This is a genomic window from Vibrio sp. SCSIO 43140, assembly GCF_023716585.1.
Lineage (GTDB): Bacteria > Pseudomonadota > Gammaproteobacteria > Enterobacterales > Vibrionaceae > Vibrio > Vibrio maritimus_B.
The window spans coordinates 1,630,161-1,650,755 of the sequence record NZ_CP071851.1 but is presented as its reverse complement, the minus strand read 5'-3'; the positions used below and the strand labels follow the sequence as shown (position 1 = coordinate 1,650,755).

Below are 20,595 nucleotides of genomic sequence, written 5' to 3'. Positions count from 1 at the left end.
TAACTCTCTGAACACCAGAGCATGCGCAGTGTACCACACCTATGGACGGTTTAAATGAATTTCTTGTTAAATCATGAAAAAAGAGCAAGCGATTTCGTCGCTTGCTCTTGCATTTGAGTAAGATATTCGCTTAAGGCACTACTAGCGTTTGAACGTAATGGCTTCTTCTGCACCTAAGTTGATAGATGTCTCGGCCGGTTTTGTGCGAGCGATCACATTACCTTTACGGATAGAGTAACCCACTGGGACTTGGCGACGTACCGCGTCAAAGCCGTTCTCAGCAGGCAGCAGCAGTAAGCTACCTGGCTTACCTATCTCTAAACCATAAGTTTCTTGAATGTTTAGTGCGCGCGCTGAATTGTGGCTGATCATATCCAAAGATTGGTTGATTTGATCGTAACCCATTACTTGGCAAACGTGCAGTCCCATATGCAGAACTTGTAGCATGTTTGCGGTGCCGAGCGGGTACCAAGGATCAAATACGTCATCGTGACCAAAGCAAACGTTGATGTTAGCTGCGAGCATTTCTTTCACGCGAGTGACGCCGCGGCGTTTTGGATAGTCATCGAAGCGGCCCTGCAAGTGGATGTTCACTAGCGGGTTGGCAACGAAGCTAATGCCAGACATTTTTAGTAGCCTGAATAGACGTGACGCATAAGCTCCGTTATAAGATCCCATTGCGGTCGTGTGACTTGCCGTAACGCGATGTCCCATTTCAAACTTGTGAGCCAGAGCTGCAAGCGTTTCAACAAAACGAGATTGCTCGTCATCGATTTCGTCACAGTGAACGTCGATCAAGCAGTCGTATTTTTGTGCTAGTTCGAACACATAATGCAGCGACTCTACACCGTATTCGCGTGTGAACTCAAAGTGTGGGATAGCACCGATAACGTCAGCACCGAGCTGTACGGCTTGTTCTAATAGTTCTTTACCATTTGGGTAAGAAAGGATGCCTTCTTGCGGGAACGCCACAATCTGAATATCCACCCATTGTTTCATCTCTTCACGAACTTCAACCATCGCTTTTAGCGCCGTCAAGGTTGGATCAGAGACATCAACGTGGGTGCGAACGTGTTGGATACCGTTCGCTATTTGCCATTTTAGCGTTTGTTTTGCGCGGCGCTTAACATCTTCGATGGATAGCATCGCTTTACGCTCAGCCCAACGCTCAATGCCTTCAAATAGAGTGCCAGAGATGTTCCAACTTGGCTCGCCAGCAGTTTGAGTAGTGTCTAAGTGAATGTGAGGTTCACAAAATGGCGCAGTCGCCATTTGACCAGTAGCATCAATCACGTCGTCAGCGCCGAACGATGAGGTTCCCGCTGGTTCGATCGCCTTGAATACACCTTCTTCAATAAGGAGGTCAAACTGACCTGTTCGGCCGTTTATGGTTGCATTCTGAATAAGCAAAGATGACATGGCATCAAGTTCCTAATAATTACGCGTCAGCGTTTTCTAGCTGAGCTGTTTTAGCGTTAAGAAGACGGTTAAGTACAAGATAGCTCAGAGCGCCACCAAGTACTGCATTTACAGGGACAACGCCTGGTAGGAAGTTACCTGCTGCTACACCAATAGCAACAGCAATGATACCCGCCCAGTTTACCGTTTGGAATTTTGCCGTATCAAAATTTGCGTAGCGTTTACGGTTGATAAGGAAGTCTGCAATGATTACGCCGCCGATTGGTGGGATAGCAAGTGATAGGAAAGTTAGCCAGCCAACAAAGTTGTTGTAAAGCCAAAGAGCACACAAGGTACCGACCACACCGTTAGCCATAGATAGATACTTGCTTGGTAGCCCCGTCACGTTAGAGAAACCAAGGCCTGAAGCGTAGAGTGCATTATCGTTGGTCGTCCAGATGTTTAGACCCAGAACGATAATTGCAGGAAGTAGTAGACCCTGAGCAATCATTACCTCGGAAATGTCTGACTGACCAGTTACCGACGCACCTGCAGCGCCAAAGATAAACATCAACGAGTTACCAATAAAGAAGGCAACCATAGTAATGAACACCGCGCCCATTGGCTTTTTGCCAAATCGAACGAAGTCGGCAGTCAGTGTACCTGCGCTGACAAATGAACCTACCACCATCGCAAGTGCTACTGAGAAGTCGAGAGGCTCTGCGGGTTGAATCTTTTGAAGCTCCGCAACGCCGCCAGCACTATCGACAGCGGTGAGTACTGAGTAACCACCCAGAATGGCAATAGCGGGAACAGCGATAGCTGAAAGAACCATCAGCGCTGAAATACCGAAATAAACCGTTGCAGTCATCAATAGACCGCTTACTAAGATAAGGATGTTGGTATCAATGCCGGTCGCTTTTTGAACTGGGATGGCAAACATAGCCACACCTACACCAAACCAACCTACTTGCGTACCGCCTAGCAATACAGAAGGGAGCCAAGAGCCTTTAGAACCAAAAGAGAATCGAGCAAGAAGGTGAGTAGAGAGACCAGTAGAAGCGCCAATGTAACCGAGGAAGGAAGTGTAGATACCAAGGATGAGGTTACCAATGAGAACAGCGAGGAAGAAATCATTAAATGAGAGACCAGTACCAAGGGAACCACCAGTCCACATACTTGCGGAGAAGAAAGTCAAACCAAGCATCACCATGGTTAATGAAGCGACTCCCTTTCTCGCCGATATTGGAACCGGCCCTAAACTGTAGTTGTTATCCGCAGACATCTGATACCTCACCATTCATTAAATCTATTTGTCGTACGTTTACCCGTATTTTAGGCAAACGGCGCGTATTATGGTGATGTAAATCACAGTGTCAAGCCGTCAATTAGGCAAAAAATCATGCTTTTTTAGTTCGTATGGTGATTTAGTCCTATTAATCATATGGTTATTAGTAGGTCATTAATTTGGAAAAAACATAATTAATTTCTACCTGACCATGGCAACCGTTTGCTCTAGAGGGCTAAGTGGGCTTTTTAATTACTTTAGCTAAAAATTAGTTTCATAGCCTTAAAATTGAAAGTTTACTTGTTCCTTCATGAAGCTATGGGCTTTAAAGAGAAGAGGATCATGCGCCAAGAGTCGGAGTAGGCTCGCATCAAGCAAGTAATTAAGTATATAATGCGCGCGCTTTCATCTGAGGTAAGACAATGATTTCAAAAAACCAACTAAAACTTCTAAGAGCCCTTGGGCAAAAGAAACAGCGCAAAGCGCACTGCCTATTTTTGGTTGAGGGCGAGAAAAACGTTCTTGAGCTTGTCGACACTTCCTTGGTTGTAAAGCAGGTCTTTGCTACCGATGATTTTCTGCAAAAACATGCCCGCGAGCTTAGTCAATATGATTGCATCGAGGCGTCTTTAGAAGAGCTTACTAAAGCGAGCTCTCTAGTTAGTAACAACGCAGCTGTAGCGATTGTAGAGATCCCTAAAGTTCAAGCGCCGTCCGCGGAAGGTATGATGATCGCGCTTGATGGTGTTTCTGATCCGGGAAACTTGGGGACGATAATTCGTATTGCCGACTGGTATGGCATCAAACACATTGTAGCCAGCAGCGATTGCGCGGATCCGTATAACCCTAAGACCATTCGAGCGACCATGGGCAGCTTTGGTCGCGTTCAAGTGACTTTGTTGGATCTTCCTCGTTATCTTAACGAGGCGAATATTCCGGTGTACGGTGCGTTCCTTGAAGGTGAAAGTGTTCACTCAACGGATTTTTCGGAACAAGGTATATTGTTGATGGGCAGTGAGTCACATGGCGTTCGTCCAGAAGCAGAGCAATATGTCACTGACAAGATCACCATTCCGTCGTTTGGTGGTGCTGAGTCGCTTAATGTAGCGATGGCGACGGGGATTATTATGGATAACTATCGACGTCAGCATAGTTAAAGACTGACGCGTGCTTTAAGTAGACCCCTGCCTGCGCAGGGGTGACGATAGTATTTTGAATTATGGGGCTTAATAGGGCTTTGCTATCGGATTACTTCTCAAGCATACCAAGTTTGTTTGGTACGCCATTCCACTTTTCAGCGTCTTCCATTGCCGGTTTGACTTCGGTCTGTACTGGCCATAGCTCAGATAATTCTGCGTTGAGTTCGATGTAAACCACTTGGTCCTCTGGCAGTTCATCTTCTTGGAAGATAGCTTGCGCATCACACTCAGGAACGCAAAGTCCACAGTCGATACATTCAATCGGGTTAATCACCATAAAGTTTGGACCTTCGTGGAAGGCGTCAGCAGGGCATACCGCTACGCAGTCGGTATATTTACATTGAATACAGTTATCGGTAACGACAAATGCCATGGTGGTTAACTCTTATTAGCCTAATTTGTGGAGGGGCGATAATACTGATCCCGACGCAAAATTCAACATCTTGCGATGACTCGGGCAGTCTCTCACCTGCAAAATTCAATTAAGTATGACAGACAATTCAAGTTAACGTAAAATGCGCGCCATTGTGAGCGAGTAAGCCCAGTGTTTACGAGCTAAGACACCAACGACGCGAGACCATTCCATGATACGTTTAACCGAAATCAAACTGCCTCTTGATCACGAGGAAGGTGAAATTTCCCAAGCCATTTTGAAAAAGCTTGGCATCTCTGAAGACCAACTGATCTCTTTCAACATGTTTAAGCGCGGTTACGATGCCCGCAAAAAGACACGCATCTTGCTGATCTATACGCTAGATGTGGTTGTAGAGAACGAAGCAGAACTGCTCGAGAAGTTTACTGACGATCCACATGTAAAAGTGACTCCAGATATGGAGTACAAGTTTGTGGCAAAAGCGCCAGCTAACCAAACTGAGCGCCCAGTAGTTATCGGTTTTGGCCCTTGTGGCTTGTTCGCGGGTTTGGTTCTTGCGCAGATGGGCTTTAAGCCAATTATTGTGGAGCGTGGTAAAGAAGTTCGTGAACGTACCAAAGATACCTTTGGTTTTTGGCGTAAGCGCAACTTAAACCCTGAATCCAACGTTCAGTTTGGTGAAGGTGGTGCAGGTACATTTTCTGATGGCAAACTGTATAGCCAAGTCAAAGATCCTAAGCACTACGGCCGCAAGGTAATTGAAGAGTTTGTTGCATCTGGTGCACCAGAAGAAATCATGTATGTGAGCAAGCCTCACATCGGTACCTTCAAGCTGGTTACCATGATTGAAAAGATGCGCGCAAAAATTATCGAGCTTGGTGGTGAAATCCGCTTTAGCACTCGCGTTGACGATATTCATATGGACAATGACCAAATTACAGGTCTAACGTTGTCGAACGGCGAAGAAATCAAAACACGCTATGTCGTTCTCGCTGTTGGTCACAGTGCTCGCGATACCTTTGAGATGCTGCATGAACGCGGTGTTTACATGGAAGCAAAACCTTTCTCGGTAGGTTTCCGTGTAGAGCACAAGCAATCTGTTATCGATGAAGCGCGCTTTGGTCCCAATGCAGGTAATCCAATTCTAGGTGCTGCTGACTACAAACTGGTTCACCATTGTAAGAACGGTCGGACGGTTTACAGCTTCTGTATGTGCCCAGGCGGAACTGTCGTTGCGGCTACCTCTGAGGAAGGCCGAGTTGTAACTAACGGCATGAGTCAATATTCGCGCGCCGAGCGTAACGCGAACAGCGCCATCGTTGTTGGTATCTCACCAGAGCACGACTACCCAGGAGATCCACTTGCGGGCATCCGTTTCCAGCGTGAGCTAGAGAGTAATGCTTATGTATTGGGCGGTGAGAACTATGACGCGCCAGCTCAAAAAATTGGTGATTTCCTAAAAGGTAACGATCCAAGTGCACTGGGTGATGTTGAGCCGTCATTCACACCGGGCATCAAACTGACTGATCTTTCTAAAGCGCTTCCTGATTTTGCTATTGAAGCGATCCGTGAAGCAATTCCTGCTTTTGATAAGAAGATCAAAGGCTTTGCGGGAGCAGATGGTCTATTGACGGGCGTAGAGACACGCACGTCTTCTCCAGTTTGTATAAAACGTGGCAAAGACTACCAGAGTGTGAACCTGAAAGGCTTCTTCCCTGCGGGTGAAGGTGCGGGCTATGCGGGCGGTATCTTGTCAGCGGGTATTGATGGAATCAAAGTTGCTGAGGCGCTTGCGCTTGCAATGGTTGAAGATTTGGCTGAGGCCTAATCTCGCTAATACTTAATCTCGTAAATAACAGGCAAAGCCCACTTAGGTGGGCTTTTTAGTCTCTGGCAGTTAGAACACGTAAGTTAGCGTAGCCATTGGTCCATAGAATCTAAATTTCGCGTCCAAGTCTGCAAAATCACGACCATAATCCACATTAATTTCGTAGTAGCTGTACGTTGCTGCTAGACCAAAGTCGTCAGTAAACTTATATTCAACTCCAGCTCCCAGATCGAGCAGTAACCCTGAAATGTTTTCGATACTCAGAGCAAAAACTTGCGCGTGGCCAAGTAGATGCCAATTATCGTTAATGCGATAGTCGGTAATAAGGCCAATGTTGGGAAGCGGGGCCGTTAAATCAGTGAACTCCTCATCTTTCACAGGTATTAACTCTGTTGTGTCATCTACTCGAACGCCTAATTCACCACCAAAACCCACTTTAAAGTTCATAACGTGCAAGCCTATTGAGGCTTTCCAATCCCAATCCTCACCGTCATAGAACTTGTAGTTATAACCAAAGCGCAAAATATCGATATTGAGTGTAGAATCGATGCGCGCCCCTGCTTGGACCTCCATGTTGCCGTCTCCTGGCAACTCAAATGGTTTTGTTACCGCTTGATTGCTCGCTTTACGATGAAGGCTGCGCCAATCTAAAAAAATGCCGTGACGTTCGTTGAAGTCGTAGCCAACAAGCAAGTATGGCAGTGTCGAACGTTCCTTGAGGCTGAGATCTGATTCAAAATCTAAGTCGAACTCATTGCCGGTATTAGGGTTTGTCACGCCGATAGAGGTATCTGCCTGAGAAAAAAATGCGCCACCAGCGATGTGAAACTCACCGGAAACTGCGGGAAATGTGGTGGCTCCTAACAGTGAGCCCGTTATGACAAGATGACGAAGATCCATTTCTATCACCAAACAAATTTTATTGAGTAGAGTTAGAAATATATCAGAAGGTTATAGTTATGTTTAGTATGTATGTTCACTGTGATGAGAATGTGAGATGAAAAGCTCAAATAAACGCCCCATCTTCATGAGGCGTCGCGTATTTGTCAGCTCTTTCGAGTTGTTAAGAAGATTGGGTTAGAGTAAAACCACAGGTCGTCGTAAAAGCGATCTGTTAATCGATTGAAGTAGTCTTGGTTACTCTCATTATCTTTTTTAATTACCGCCTGCGTTATCTGAGGCTCACCATTAACTGTTGCCCCCTCGACGTTGTAATCCAAGTTTGTACCGCGTAATCGGTAGTATTCGTTCGCTTGCGCGGTGAATTGGTATGTCATGGCGTAATAGCCTTCAGAGTCCAATTGCCAATCCTCCTCCGTAAAGCTCTTGATAACCTTAGTAGTAGGATTTGTTGTGTTGCCGTAGTTCGGGTCAGTAGGCTGAATCAGTCCAGTGACTTGACCGGCTATTAGATCGATATGATGCACACCAGGATTCAATCCGATTCCAAACATCTCATCGCCAGCATTAACCTCACGATTGTTAAAGTCAGGGCTCTTGTAGCGCACCGTTACAGTCACTTGATCACCAGCTTTGACGTTTAACTCGCCGCCCATTACGGTCGTTTTACCGTTGGATTTAAGGGTGAACTCTAGCGCATCTATAAGATCACCATAGACGCCAAACGATTGACCCGCCTTCAAGCCTCGGTATAAATCCATCGTCGTTTTGCTCTTGGCAAAGGTATAGTTCTTTGCATACTCTCCAGGGTAGTAGCTGCTCGTATAGGTGTTACGTATTTTGAAGTGATGATCTGAGTTAGCGATATTCCAGATTTTTCGCCCCTCTCCCAGTAGAGAGTCCCACCAGCCACCCAGTTTGCCCACCATAGGGTCGACGCCACCCAGAGTGCCTGCTGAGTATGTTTCACCTTTGGTGATTTCGTAACTGCCGCGCTCTTTATTGAACTGACCACCCACCATTCCCTCAAGCAAGAAGAATACATCTGGAGCGGCATTATTCAGATCTCTTATCTCTTGAATAGTATAACTTTTAACGTACCTTCTAGGATGGTTGAGCATGCCGTAGCTGTTGTTTTTGTGATTATCCTGTAGCCATTTAAGTGCTTTGATGGCGTCACTGTGCTTTCCGGCGCGATCGGTATGTGTAGAGCCGTTGTAGCGTTTAATACCTTGTTGATTCCATTTCGCTACATCGCTTGGGTCAAACTGGTCGACAGTATTTTTATAGCTGAACTGATACTCAAATAGCTTAATGGCATCAAAGACCTTTTCTGCTTGCTCTGTGTCACCCAAAATGGCGATGTTGTAATGCTCGTGCCCCGGCATGTCCCACTCAAATGTTGTATTGAGTGATTTGTCCGGGTACATGTTAGCCTGCAGGTATGCTAGTTCCGGCATTTCATAGGTAAGTAGCGCTTGGTGGTAGAGCTGTTTACCGACGTTGTTGTCTTGATGATCTTGGCTGTTGTCGCGCATATGGTTAGATAAAAATACATAGTCGAGCCCAAGTTCACCAAAGGCGAGGTCGAGTACTTTGGTCGCTTCATCCCTTGCGTCCGCAGAAACCGCAGTATGAACGTGTAGGTCTCCTGCGTACCAATCGCCTTTTTGTGTATTGGGTGGTGCGGTGGTTTGGGATTGGCTTTTTTGTTCGCACCCTGTAAGGGTAAGTAAAAGTGCGATTGCAATGGTTAGTGATGCTGGCCTAGTAGTTAGTGCCATTTTATTACTCCAAGTGGGTCTTTATGAGGCCGGCTATTATTGGAGCGATTTATGTCATTTGCATTAACGGAATATTACGCGTTTTTCTATTAATTTGTTGTATAACAATGACTTATTTTTTTTGGTTTTTGTTTGGGTTGCTGTATGTTTTGGGGCTGGTAGCGGGCTCTGAGGAAAGTAATAAGTAGGAGCAGACGAAGGGGAAAGTCGCCTGCTCCGGCAGAACAATTAGTTCAGCTTATCCCAAGCCGATGTCCAATGACTGCCCGTACCTGGCTCATACTGAGTCGCGGTTGGTGACCATTGCACACAATATCCGGAGTAAGGGAAAGGTTTACATTGATAGATGTGTCCATCTGTCGCGAGTACCTTAGTGCCTTCTGTGTATTGAGATAGACCATCCGGGAACACGAAGTCGTAGTCTCCAGGCACAGATGCATCAACTAACATAAAGTCTTGAGTTGTTTGATCGACTAGGTTGCCATTCTCATCGCGGACTCGAGTAACGAGCATATGATGCCCTGGTTCTGACTTAGACAAAACTAAATCAACATTCTGACTGTCACCATCCTCAAGGTTTAACTCGCTATTTGCCAGTGACTCTTGTGCATGATTATAGACGTTCAAAGTGACCGCTACTTTCCCTGTCGCCGCGACGTTAAGCGCTAGCGTAACAGGTGTATCGCCAATCGTGTACTCAGTATCAAGACCAGTAACTTCTGCACCTGCACTTGGTGGAGGCGTAACGATGTCGTAGCCGATTTCCACACGCTCTAGAGCACTGTTCTCTGCCACATAGACAGTGTTGCTGCCGTAGACTGGAGCAATGTTACCGTTGTTGTCTGGCTGGCCCGCTTTGATGTTGCTATGTTCACTATTGATCTGTGTTGCCAGTGCATGAGACCACTGGTTTGCTTGACCTTGTTGTTCCGATTCAATCGTAACGCTGGTCGAAAGACTTGGTAGCTCTCCGTTGGCGTCAAACACTCGGGTATAAACTGAATCACCTGGTTTGAGGTCCATCGTTGGGTTAATCGTACCTGCTTGTGTCCAACCCGGAATACCAGGATTGTCGCCACTAAACTGCACGTCAATCACGTTATAGAAAGCGGCAGCGGTATCACCTACGTCCCAAACCGCCAAGATCACTTGGTAACCATCGCGAGCTGGTACGTTACATTGGTGCGTTGTCAGCTTTGGTGGTTTTTGCATGTTACCATCGACAACACAGAATGGATTAAGGTCAAATGAATCACGAGTCAGTGCCTGATTCGGGTTCCAGTTTGGTTTCGTGATGTAGTACTTCCAATCTCGGGTTACGTGGTTTGCAGTAAACGTCCATTCAAAATTTTGCATACCAGACTGAATTGGACGCTTGACCCAACGATCGGCTGTTTGCTCGTTGAGTGGTGAGAACTGTGACAAACCTGCGCTAGCGATTTGACCGTCTGGTGGACCAGCTTCTGGAAAGCCTTCAGATCCTTCAACGCTTTGTGGTTCCCATTGAACAGAACCACAGTTTACGTTTTGCTCTCCGGTGTCTGCCGGATACTTACACAGCGTTGCACGAGCTTCGGCGACGCCGTTTTCAACCGCTGAGACATAGCCGTGGCTATGAACAAGTGGGCTGGCAACTAACCCAATAGTTGCCATTGAAATCAAGACTTTAGTGTGTCTCATACCAATACCTTCTCTTAATCAGTTTCTTCAGCACAGAGTGTGCAATTAACAGTTTTTTTCTTCTTGTCACTTTTTTCTTACAAGTGCTGAGAGTAATTTAGAGTGGAAAAATAAGTCTGGCGAATGGATTAAATCAGATATGGAATGGGACTCTATAAAATAGATTTTCTAGCATTTTAGTGACAAAAAATAGAGGATTGTTCTGTCAATTTATACTAAAGCTATTGTTAATGTTGATATTATCATTGAGTGAGAAAGTTCAGATAGAGCTTTGATGTTATAGGCAGTGCTGCTTAAGTGACATTTGGTTCTCAAAAGGAAAAAAGTAGAATAGCAAAGGGGTCAGCTAATCGCTGACCCCTTTATCGATAGGATAGATTTTTGGGCGTTATAAGCTTGGAAGAATGTGCTCTGGCATTAACCCATTGTGAAGCGCGAGTTTTATAATGTCGTTTGCCTTGGCAATATCCGGAGCAAAATACCGATCTTTATCGTAGAAGGGGACTGATTCTCGCAAGATCTGCTTACCTAGCTCGATTCTCGGTGAGGACTTTAGAGGGGCACGGAAGTCTAAACCTTGAGCCGCGGCGAGATATTCGACCGCCAAGATCCCTCTAGTGTTTTCCGACATGTCTTTAAGCCTTCTTGCCGCAAAAGTTGCCATGGACACATGGTCTTCTTGGTTTGCTGACGTTGGCAAGCTATCTACTGACGCTGGGTGGGCGAGAGTCTTATTTTCACTGGCTAAGGCTGCTGAGGTAACCTGAGCAATCATGAAGCCAGAGTTTACACCGCCATTATCCACCAAAAACGGTGGCAGCTTGCTGAGCGCACTGTCGATCAATAGTGCCATTCGCCTTTCCGACAAGCTACCAATCTCGGCAATCGCTAGTGCTAGCCCATCTGCTGCCATTGCCACTGGCTCAGCATGGAAGTTCCCTCCAGAGATAATATCGCCGTCATCAGCAAACACGAGCGGGTTGTCTGACACTGAGTTCGCTTCGACTTGTAGTGATTCTGCGGCATTGCGTATCTGCTGTAAGCAAGCTCCCATCACTTGTGGCTGACAACGCAATGAGTAGGGGTCTTGTACCTTTTCACAGCATTGGTGTGAGTCGCCAATTTCACTGCTGTTTTCAAGTAGGTGGCGATAAGCCTGTGCTGCGTCCATCTGTGAGCGATGACCGCGCACGCGATGAATGCGAGGATCGAACGGTCGTCGGCTGCCAAGTGCTGCTTCCACGGACATCGCGCCGCAAAGCGTGGCAGAGGCAAACAGATCTTCAGCTAAGAACAGACCTTCCAATGCAAACGCCGTCGACGCCTGTGTCCCGTTAAGAAGTGCGAGTCCTTCTTTTGGCGCGAGGGTAATGGGTTCCAAACCTGCTATCTGCAGGGCTTCTAATCCGCTGATAATCTTACCGTTATGACGGGCTTCCCCCTCACCGAGTAAGATGGTGCTCATATGAGCCAAAGGAGCGAGGTCACCAGAGGCACCAACCGAGCCTTTTTGAGGCACACAAGGGTAGACCTGAGAGTTGACTAGTTCAATTAAGGCATTAATGACTTTTAGACGGATACCTGAAAAGCCACGAGCCAAGCTATTGATTTTTAATACCATCATCAATCTGACAGTCTCATCACTCATCAGCTCACCAATACCAGCGGCATGGGATAGAACGATACTTTTTTGTAGGATCTCAAGATCGTTTGGCTCGATGCGGGTGTTAGCGAGTAAGCCAAACCCGGTGTTGATGCCATATACAGTGCGATCTTCGGCGATAACCTGCTCGACGATTCGTGTACTGGCTTCAATATCTTCGATTGCAGCAGGGTCGAGAGAGAGGTTGACTGGAGAGCGGCTCAACTGACGAAGCTGAGCAAGGGTCAACTGACCGGGTTTTAGAACTAACTTCAACATGACGGACTCCTTACCCATGGCTCTTGTCTTGTGTATCTAGCGCTTGTGTATCCAACATAGGAAGGTCAAGTTCTTGCTCTTTCGCGCATTGCTTGGCGATATCGTAGCCAGCGTCCGCATGGCGCATGACGCCTGTCGCTGGGTCATTGTGCAGTACTCGCGCGATGCGGCGTGCAGCGTCGTCACTGCCATCACAGCAAATCACCATTCCGCTGTGCTGAGAGAAGCCCATGCCAACACCACCGCCGTGATGTAGAGACACCCATGTCGCCCCTCCGGAGGTATTGAGCAGAGCATTAAGTAGCGGCCAATCAGAAACAGCATCTGAGCCATCCATCATGCCTTCCGTCTCACGGTTTGGGCTAGCAACCGATCCTGAATCTAGATGGTCGCGACCAATCACAATTGGGGCTTTTAGTTCACCACTTTTTACCATCTCGTTGAAGGCTTGGCCAAGGCGTTCGCGGTCTTTAAGACCGACCCAGCAAATGCGCGCTGGTAAGCCTTGGAATTGAATGCGTTCGCGCGCCATGTCCAGCCAATTGTGAAGATGAGGGTTGTCTGGAATGAGCTCTTTTACTTTTTGGTCGGTCTTGTAGATATCTTCTGGATCGCCCGATAGAGCAGCCCAACGGAACGGTCCTATGCCCTCGCAGAACAAATCTCGAATGTAAGCAGGCACGAAACCAGGGAAATCGAAGGCATTTTGTACACCTTCTTCAAGCGCCATTTGACGAATGTTGTTGCCATAATCGGTGGCAACCGCACCTCTTTCTTGCATATCTAAAATGGCTTGAACTTGCACTGCCATCGCCGCTTTTGCCGCTTTTACAACGCCTTCAGGATCACTCTCACGCTGCTGTTTGGCAAATTCCATGCTCCAGCCTTGCGGCAGATAGCCATTGAGAGGGTCGTGTGCTGAGGTTTGATCGGTTACCACGTCTGGCGTAATGTTTCTCTCAACCAGTTCGGCATAGACGTCCGCTGCATTTCCCAGTAGACCGACTGAAATTGGCTTGTCACTGTTTTTAATGATTGAGAGAGCTTCGTCGAGTGAATGCGCCTTAGTATCGACATAGCGAGTATTTAGGCGATAGTCGATTCGTGATTCGTCACACTCAACAGCGATCATTGAGAAGCCTGCCATAGTGGCTGCGAGAGGCTGTGCACCGCCCATGCCACCTAAGCCACCAGTTAGAATCCATTTGTTGGCTGCGTCACCATTGAAGTGTTTTTTAGCGATAGCAACGAAGGTCTCGTAAGTGCCTTGAACGATGCCTTGTGAACCGATGTAGATCCATGACCCTGCGGTCATTTGACCGTACATCATGAGCCCTTGTTTATCGAGCTCATTGAAATGTTCCCAGTTTGCCCAATGAGGAACAAGGTTAGAGTTAGCAATCAACACTCGTGGTGCGTCTTTATGCGTAGGGAAGACACCAACAGGTTTGCCTGACTGAACTAACAGTGTTTGGTCGTCTTCAAGACGTTTAAGTACTTCGACGATCTTGTCGTAGCACTGCCAGTCGCGCGCTGCTCGTCCTATGCCGCCATAGACAACAAGCGATTGAGGGTGTTCAGCTACCTCATCATCCAAATTGTTCATTAGCATGCGAAGGGGAGCTTCAGTTAGCCACGATTTCGCATTGAGCTCAGTGCCGCGAGGCGCTTTGATTGAGCGAGACGTATCAAGGCGTGAATGGTGTTTATTTGTCATTGTCATTTCCTTTTGAACTCTGCCTTACTTGACGCTTTTATTGTGGTAGCGCCTCTGTTGTGAGCGTGGGCAGAGAGTGTTTACGTTATTAGTTGGCGATTACTGCTGTTGTGTGTGCATACCTGTTTGAACATTCTGGTTAGACATTGCTACCAGTATTTGCCAGCACACTCTTGCTGCGAGCTTGGCCGTTTGGTTATCAATGTCGTAATTCGGGTTATATTCAGCGATGTCAGCAAGCATGAGCTTATTGCTCGCAAGAATGGTGTTGAGCAGCGGGATAAACTGCTCGAGCGTCATTCCAAATGCGGCGGGTGCACTGACTCCAGGTGCTAGGCTGGCATTAAAGACATCTAGATCAATCGTTAGATAAACGATATCGACATTGGCGATAAAGCGTTGCAATTTAGCGATATTATCGTGCAGTGGGGTATCAAAGAGTTCGGTGTCTCTGATGTATTGAACTTGCAAGTCATCAGCCTTGTCGAACAGGGCTCTTGTATTGCCAGTTTCACTCACTCCTAAGCAGAGGTAATGAAAAGGGTGCCCCTTGGCTTGGCAATAGTCGGCGATTTGAGAGAAGGGTGTGCCGGAACTTGGCTTAAGTTCGACGTCTTTTAATGTTCTATCTTTTGATTGGTATTCTCTGAGATCAAAGTGGGCGTCGAAATTGATAATGCCAATACTCGGTTTTTCATCTGATTCGCTGTTCGCCCCCGATAAATAATCGGACAGTCCTTTAAATGAAGACCACGCAATCTCATGACCACCGCCCACTACAACAATAGGGCCATTGGGAAGGTGTTGAGTGATTTTTTCTGAAGCTGCTGCTTGATGCTGTTCCAACTGGCTATCAGAGCAGCTTACATTGCCTATATCGACAATCGCTTTGTCTTGATGCCATGCCAAATTTGCCAAGGCAGCACGAATAACATCTGGACCTTGCTGAGCACCAACTCGTCCTTTGTTGCGTTTTACTCCCTCATCAGTACAAAAGCCCATTAATTGTAGGCATGGTCTTTGAGCGTCTTGAGTGGTTTGGATCTTATGATGAACTCGATAGCGCTTATCGTCGTCCTCGAGATCGTCGCGACCCGTCCAGACAAATGGGGTGTGGTGTTTAGAGGACATCTTCAACACTCCCTGCAATGATTCGTTTGCTAAGTCCGCTCATGCCAAACTGATAGCTAAGCTCACTCGGATGGTCGATGTTCCATACTGCCAAATCAGCGCGATAGCCTAGCTTGATTTGCCCAATATGCTGGTCTTGCCCGATGGCTTTTGCGGCGTGGCACGTGACTCCACGAAGGCTCTCTTCTGGTGTTAAGCGGAACAGAGTACAAGCCATATTCATCATCAATTGAAGGTTGGCAAAAGGGGAAGTACCCGGATTCAAATCGCTACCAATTGCCATTGGAACGCTTTGGGATCTTAGGCTTTGTATTGGTGGTTGCTGGGTTTCTCGCAAGAAGTAAAACGCTCCCGGCAACAAAGTTGCGACGGTCCCATTGCTTGCCAGTGCTCTTACGCCGCCATCATCTAGATATTCAATATGATCGACGGATAGCGCTTTGTACTCAGCAGCTAGGGCACTTCCACCGAGGCTACTCAGTTGCTCGGTGTGTCCTTTGATGGCGAGCCCGTGCTCCTTGGCTGCTAGGAAAACTCGCTTGGTTTGCTCGAGCGTAAAGCCAACCGATTCACAAAAAACATCAACAGCGTCAGCAAGTTGGTGTTTTGCCACGTGGGGAATAATAGTGCCAGTGACATAGTCGATGTAGTCATCAGCACGACCATGAAACTCGGGCGGCACGGTGTGTGCGGCGAGTAGGGTGGTGGTGATATTAATTCTGCGATGGTTCTCAAGTGCTTTGGCGGCTAGCAACATCTTCACTTCATCGTCGAGCGTCAGACCATAACCAGATTTAACTTCGATTGTGGTACACCCACTGCGGATTAGGCTATCGAGTCTTGGTAATGCGAGCTCAACAAGCTCCTCGATAGAGGCTTCTCGGGTGGCTTTAACCGTACTGTTAATACCACCTCCACTTTTGGCAATTGCTTCATATGACATGCCGTTCAAGCGGTTCTCAAACTCCTGTGCTCGACTACCAGCAAAGATCAAGTGGGTGTGAGGGTCGATCAGTCCTGGAGTGATGATTTTGTCTTTGCAATCGAATACGGGAACATCGTCGGTGATGTCCCTGTGTAAGGCTTCAAGCTCGTTCTCGTTTTGGAGGATCGCGTTAATGTATCCGCCACGGATGACCAGCGTGCAAGGTATTGATGGGAGGTAACCATCAATACCCGGCTCCATTGTAACAATGCGCGCGTTGGTAAGGATCAGATTCATAGTGTGCGTTGAATAGTTATTGTATATACAAATTAATAGATGAATATATACAATTGTTCAAGTGAGGTTGAACGAAATGTGATCAAGTTTGAAATTAATTGGGATGGGAGAGAGCAGTGGATCATCGCTAACGCTTTGTTTAAAAAGGCTAGCGAAGTAATTTAAATGATGGAGGTTGTTGGTGATTTTAGAGTTCGACTTTAGAACTTAACTGGTAGCGGTTGCCTGGATGATAGAGCAGTGCTGAACTAATCAATTTATCTTCACTCCAAGTGCGTCGATGAAGAAGCAAGCATGGCTCAGAGGGATTCATTTCCAGCAGTGAGCTGAGTTGATCGCTACAGGTGATCGCCTCAACAGTATGCTCGACTGCCGTCATAGGGCAATTAGCAGTAAGATATTCATTCGGCGTCGTTTTTGTGAAGTCTTGCTGATGATAATGTGGCGCGTACTTGGCGTTCACCCAGCGGCACTCAAGCTGTATGGGTAGCTCGTTTTCTTTGTGAAGGATTTCACTGTAGTACACTGAGCTTCCCAACATCACGCCGAGTTTTGTGGCGATGTGCTGATCTGCTTGTGTTGCCTCGTGACGGAGCACTTCACTGGAGTATTGTTTGCCACGTGACGCGACTTCGTTAGCGATATTTCTTGTATCAAGCAACGGTGATTGAGCCTTTTCGACTGGACGTGTCACAAAGGTACCAAGACGTGGACGCCGCTCAAGTTTGCCTTCACCCACCAAATCTCGGATCGCTTTGTTAACCGTCATACGGCTGACATCGAACTGTTCGGTGAGCTCCATTTCTGTCGAAATACGCTCTCCAATCCCCCAATGACCTTGGTCGATCTTGTCTTCAATATACTGTTTTATTTGGATATAGAGTGGTTCTGCAGGCATCAATCGCTCAAGCTTTACAATTTGAATATACAAATGGTTATGGAAATTGCCGGAAAATGCAAGGCGTTCGATCGATTGATGTGTGATTGACGCCTTAAAATCTACCGCCAGATGGAAGGCTTCAGGTCAGGGTAAGCAAAAGCCGATCTTTGCCTCAAGTTTGAACTTTTTTCTTCTAAATCATAAGTCTGTCACTTATCTTCCGTTAAAATAAACGGTTCAGGTTAAGTGGTGGTATTCAGGGAAAAGAAATGAAAGCGGTCGTCGTCGGAGAAACAGAGTTTTATCCATCAAAGATTCTATGTGTGGGGCGTAACTACGTCGAACACATCCATGAACTGGGGAATGAAGTGCCGGAGAACATGGTGGTCTTCAATAAGCCTAACTCAAGTATCGCGACCGAGTTGCACTCTTTTCTTGATGAACCTCTCCATTACGAGGCAGAAATCTGCTTTATTATCAAAGACAAGCAATTGCATGCCGTCGGCTTTGGTTTAGATCTTACCAAACGCGCTCTGCAATCTAAGCTCAAAGGTAAAGGACTGCCATGGGAGCGTGCGAAGGCGTTCGACCACTCTGCGAAGTTCAGTCGATTTATCCCTCTTGAAGGCATAGATGTTAGTAAGTTAGAAGTGGAGCTTTTTATCAACAGCATGCGCATGCAGCTGGGCGGTACGCCTCAGATGCTTTACAAGCCACAAGTCATCTTGCAAGAGCTCAACTCCTACACGAGTCTAGAGGACGGGGACGTGGTTATGACTGGTACACCACAGGGTGTGGGAGAGATTGTAGCGGGTGACCGATTCCTTGGCCGCATCAAGCACGACGGTAAGGCGATTATTGAGGTTGAATGGGTCGCGGTTTAATTAACGATTTAGGCTACGCCAGAAACAAAAACACCCCGCTAATTGCGGGGTGTTTGCGTATGAATGCGATTACAGCTCGATAGTCACTGTTTCGCCGTCTACAGTCAGAAGAAGCGTGTTGCCTTCAACTTTATGAGACACTTCAACTTGCTCGCCGTTGTTCTTGTTTGGAACCAATAGCGTTAGAACGTTGTGCTGCTTAGCTGCAGAGAATTCCACTTCAACGTGACGGTGGATTTCTAGGTCTTGGTACTCGTATGGGTCTACGTCACCAAAGCCTTCAACATTTTTCACAGATGTGATGCTGTCAGCGCTATCGTTGATGAAGCTCACGTCTAGGTGTGCATTCTCACCACGGATAGCGAATGACTTCTCAGCCGTTTCTGTGTTGAACGTTGTGTGCATTAGCCAAGTCAGGTCTTTCTCTTCACCAAAGCTTGCTTTGTCCTGCATTACGAACACTTTGCCTTTCACAAACCAGATCTTACGCTTGTAAGACTCGATGTCTGGCGTGAAGAACTTGTATGATGCTGTTGCATCACCTTCAACGAACTTAACATCAGAATCTGTATCGTAATCAGTGATTTGACCACCTGCTTCGATACAGAAGCGATCTTGGTGACCTTCGAAGTTCGTGTTCTTGTTCTCACCGTACTGGCCTTTACCATTAAATAGTGGAAGGTTCTTAGAGAACGTGTGACGACGCCACTTAGTGTGCATGTCTACGCCGAAGCCACCGTAGTAACCAGTGATAGATGCCAGAGTTTCACCAAATGCATGCAGTGTGAATGCGTTTTGGTCACCGTGCGAGTGGCTGATTGAGCCAAACGGGCTGCACTTGAACACCATGTGGATGTGCTCATCGCGCTCAGTCATACGGTTGTGGAACGCAGCCCAACCTGTAATTGGGAACACTTTTAGCAGTGGATCGTTAGACGGAGCTTGCTCTTCTGGTGCATCCCATAGGATGTTGAAGCGAAGATCGTCGTAGCCGAAGTCCCACCAACCGAAGTTGTAGAATTTAGTGTGCGCTTCAGTATCACGACCTTTAAGTTGGTTGTAGTACCAAACGTACTCTGGTTTCTGGTTTACACCCGCGTAATGCTTGATGTTGTATGCCAGTTTAAGACCTGGGAAGTCACCGATAGATGACTGGTCACAGAAACTTGCGCGCTTCGAGTGAACCGGCATGCAGTATAGCGGGAAGTCACCTGTGTTCTCGTAGAACGTTTTGTTGAACATATTCACGCCAGTGTACGCTTTCAATAGGTCGAATGCTTCACCTAGGAATGCGGTTTGCGTGTTCCAGTAATCAGGACCTTCAGCCCAACCGCCGTCTTCGCCGCCCCATGGTGGGTAGTGAACTGCGTAGTATTCTAGAGCGTAAGCGATGTATTCGCCTGCTTTAGGATGGTCGTGATAAAGCGCAATACACGTCGGAATGATAGCAGACGAGATTGAACGAACACCGTGGCTGTTCAGTGGGTTAGCCAGTAGGTCAACCGTCACTTTTAGGTGATGCATGATTTCGTCTAGACGCGTCACTAGTGCTTCACGCACGATTTCGCGCTCTTCTTCTGTGAAGTGAGCGTGTAGCCAGTCGTAACCCCAAGCCATTGCTGCGATAACGCGGAACGCCGCTTCATCGTTGTAGCCGCGAGATGTTACGCCGTCTGGATCGTAAGTAGCGAGTTGAAGAGTCCACGCTTTTGCTTTTGCGATTAGCGCTTCGTCTTCTTTTACGATACCTGCGATAGACAAGTTACGAGTCGCGTTAAGTGCCATTTGGCAATCAACGTACATTTGACGCCAGTAAGGACGCCATAGAGAGGCTTTACCTACCGTTTCTTCTGGGTATGGCTGTGGCTCTGCGTATGGTGCAGTGTCTAGGAACTTCTTCGTTGAGTTATTGAAGAAGTCGTCGAACATGCAGTAAGACTCATCTTCTTTAACCTTAGCTTTGAACTCAGCTAACTCTTCAGATTGGATAAGTAAGCGAGGGCGAGCCTCAGAAAGGTTGTCTAGGAAAGAAAGGTCAAAGTCTCTCTTTTGAACTTCAATAGGAAGTAGGTCAACCAAGTTACCAGCTGAAGTATCGTTCTCCAGCTTCATCTTCTTGATTGCGTCGAATGATTTCTCGTTACTCATACGAACTCTCTTGTAGATACAAATGTGTCGAAAAGGAATTGCGGATAATATGACATATTGTCATACAATAATAAAATACTTCTACGCATTCTCTTACGTTTTTGTGAAGTGTAACCAATGAAGAAATTTGGTCGCGTTATCGACTTGTAACAAGAAACCTAACTTAGCATTTTGTCAAAATCTTTAGAGTGTTCGATAAGCCTTTATCACAAAAAGTCTCCGATTATTTTTATCCTTGCAGA

General features: G+C 46.8%; 15 protein-coding genes. 3 read left to right on the top strand and 12 right to left on the bottom strand.

Going from position 1 to position 20,595, the window contains the following annotated elements; all coding sequences use genetic code 11:
• Window positions 1-141: 141 nt before the first annotated feature.
• Together J4N45_RS25820 and codB are read right to left on the bottom strand one after the other, a co-directional pair.
• Window positions 142-1,419, bottom strand: coding sequence for a cytosine deaminase (locus J4N45_RS25820; RefSeq protein WP_252015496.1), 1,278 nt, complete (start codon window positions 1,417-1,419; stop codon window positions 142-144).
• A gap of 19 nt (window positions 1,420-1,438) precedes the next feature.
• Window positions 1,439-2,683, bottom strand: a complete 1,245-nt coding sequence (gene codB, locus J4N45_RS25815; RefSeq protein ID WP_252015494.1) for a cytosine permease — start codon at window positions 2,681-2,683, stop codon at window positions 1,439-1,441.
• 425 nt (window positions 2,684-3,108) lie between these two features.
• On the opposite strand from codB, the gene J4N45_RS25810 reads away from it, so the two are divergent.
• Window positions 3,109-3,843: an RNA methyltransferase gene (locus J4N45_RS25810; protein WP_252015492.1), complete on the top strand. Its 735-nt coding sequence runs from the start codon at window positions 3,109-3,111 to the stop codon at window positions 3,841-3,843.
• Between the two features lie 91 nt (window positions 3,844-3,934).
• On the opposite strand, the gene fdxA is transcribed toward J4N45_RS25810, so the two are convergent.
• Window positions 3,935-4,258, bottom strand: a complete 324-nt coding sequence (gene fdxA, locus J4N45_RS25805; RefSeq protein ID WP_042469860.1) for a ferredoxin FdxA — start codon at window positions 4,256-4,258, stop codon at window positions 3,935-3,937.
• A gap of 211 nt (window positions 4,259-4,469) precedes the next feature.
• On the opposite strand from fdxA, the gene J4N45_RS25800 reads away from it, so the two are divergent.
• Window positions 4,470-6,086 (top strand): NAD(P)/FAD-dependent oxidoreductase, encoded by a 1,617-nt coding sequence (locus J4N45_RS25800; RefSeq protein WP_252015490.1) that lies wholly within the window; start codon window positions 4,470-4,472, stop codon window positions 6,084-6,086.
• Window positions 6,087-6,155: 69 nt separating this feature from the next.
• On the opposite strand, the gene J4N45_RS25795 is transcribed toward J4N45_RS25800, so the two are convergent.
• The 8 genes from J4N45_RS25795 to hutC all read right to left on the bottom strand — a co-directional run bounded on the left by J4N45_RS25795 (window position 6,156) and on the right by hutC (window position 17,339).
• Complete coding sequence (locus tag J4N45_RS25795; RefSeq protein WP_252015488.1) at window positions 6,156-6,986, bottom strand: porin family protein; 831 nt, start codon at window positions 6,984-6,986, stop codon at window positions 6,156-6,158.
• A 146-nt stretch (window positions 6,987-7,132) separates the two neighbouring features.
• On the bottom strand, window positions 7,133-8,770 hold the full coding sequence (locus J4N45_RS25790) for a CehA/McbA family metallohydrolase domain-containing protein (RefSeq protein ID WP_252015486.1): 1,638 nt from the start codon (window positions 8,768-8,770) through the stop codon (window positions 7,133-7,135).
• Window positions 8,771-8,998: 228 nt separating this feature from the next.
• Window positions 8,999-10,450: an N-acetylglucosamine-binding protein GbpA gene (gbpA, locus tag J4N45_RS25785; RefSeq protein WP_503057274.1), complete on the bottom strand. Its 1,452-nt coding sequence runs from the start codon at window positions 10,448-10,450 to the stop codon at window positions 8,999-9,001.
• A gap of 388 nt (window positions 10,451-10,838) precedes the next feature.
• A complete protein-coding gene (gene hutH / locus J4N45_RS25780) occupies window positions 10,839-12,371 on the bottom strand; it encodes a histidine ammonia-lyase (RefSeq protein ID WP_252015484.1) in 1,533 nt (510 codons plus the stop codon).
• A gap of 10 nt (window positions 12,372-12,381) precedes the next feature.
• Window positions 12,382-14,088 (bottom strand): urocanate hydratase, encoded by a 1,707-nt coding sequence (gene hutU, locus J4N45_RS25775; RefSeq protein ID WP_252015482.1) that lies wholly within the window; start codon window positions 14,086-14,088, stop codon window positions 12,382-12,384.
• A gap of 99 nt (window positions 14,089-14,187) precedes the next feature.
• Window positions 14,188-15,225, bottom strand: coding sequence for a formimidoylglutamase (gene hutG, locus J4N45_RS25770; protein WP_503058239.1), 1,038 nt, complete (start codon window positions 15,223-15,225; stop codon window positions 14,188-14,190).
• On the bottom strand, window positions 15,209-16,441 hold the full coding sequence (hutI, locus tag J4N45_RS25765; protein WP_252015478.1) for an imidazolonepropionase: 1,233 nt from the start codon (window positions 16,439-16,441) through the stop codon (window positions 15,209-15,211). The genes hutG and hutI overlap by 17 nt, the downstream gene beginning before the upstream one ends.
• A gap of 187 nt (window positions 16,442-16,628) precedes the next feature.
• Window positions 16,629-17,339 carry a histidine utilization transcriptional repressor HutC gene (gene hutC / locus J4N45_RS25760; RefSeq protein ID WP_252015476.1) on the bottom strand — a complete coding sequence of 237 codons (711 nt, stop codon included), beginning with the start codon at window positions 17,337-17,339 and terminating at the stop codon, window positions 16,629-16,631.
• A 251-nt stretch (window positions 17,340-17,590) separates the two neighbouring features.
• Here hutC and J4N45_RS25755 point away from each other — a divergent pair, with 251 nt between their 5' ends.
• Window positions 17,591-18,205, top strand: a complete 615-nt coding sequence (locus tag J4N45_RS25755; RefSeq protein ID WP_252015474.1) for a fumarylacetoacetate hydrolase family protein — start codon at window positions 17,591-17,593, stop codon at window positions 18,203-18,205.
• Window positions 18,206-18,274: 69 nt separating this feature from the next.
• On the opposite strand, the gene J4N45_RS25750 is transcribed toward J4N45_RS25755, so the two are convergent.
• Window positions 18,275-20,353 (bottom strand): DUF4962 domain-containing protein, encoded by a 2,079-nt coding sequence (locus J4N45_RS25750; protein WP_252015472.1) that lies wholly within the window; start codon window positions 20,351-20,353, stop codon window positions 18,275-18,277.
• Window positions 20,354-20,595 lie beyond the last annotated feature (242 nt).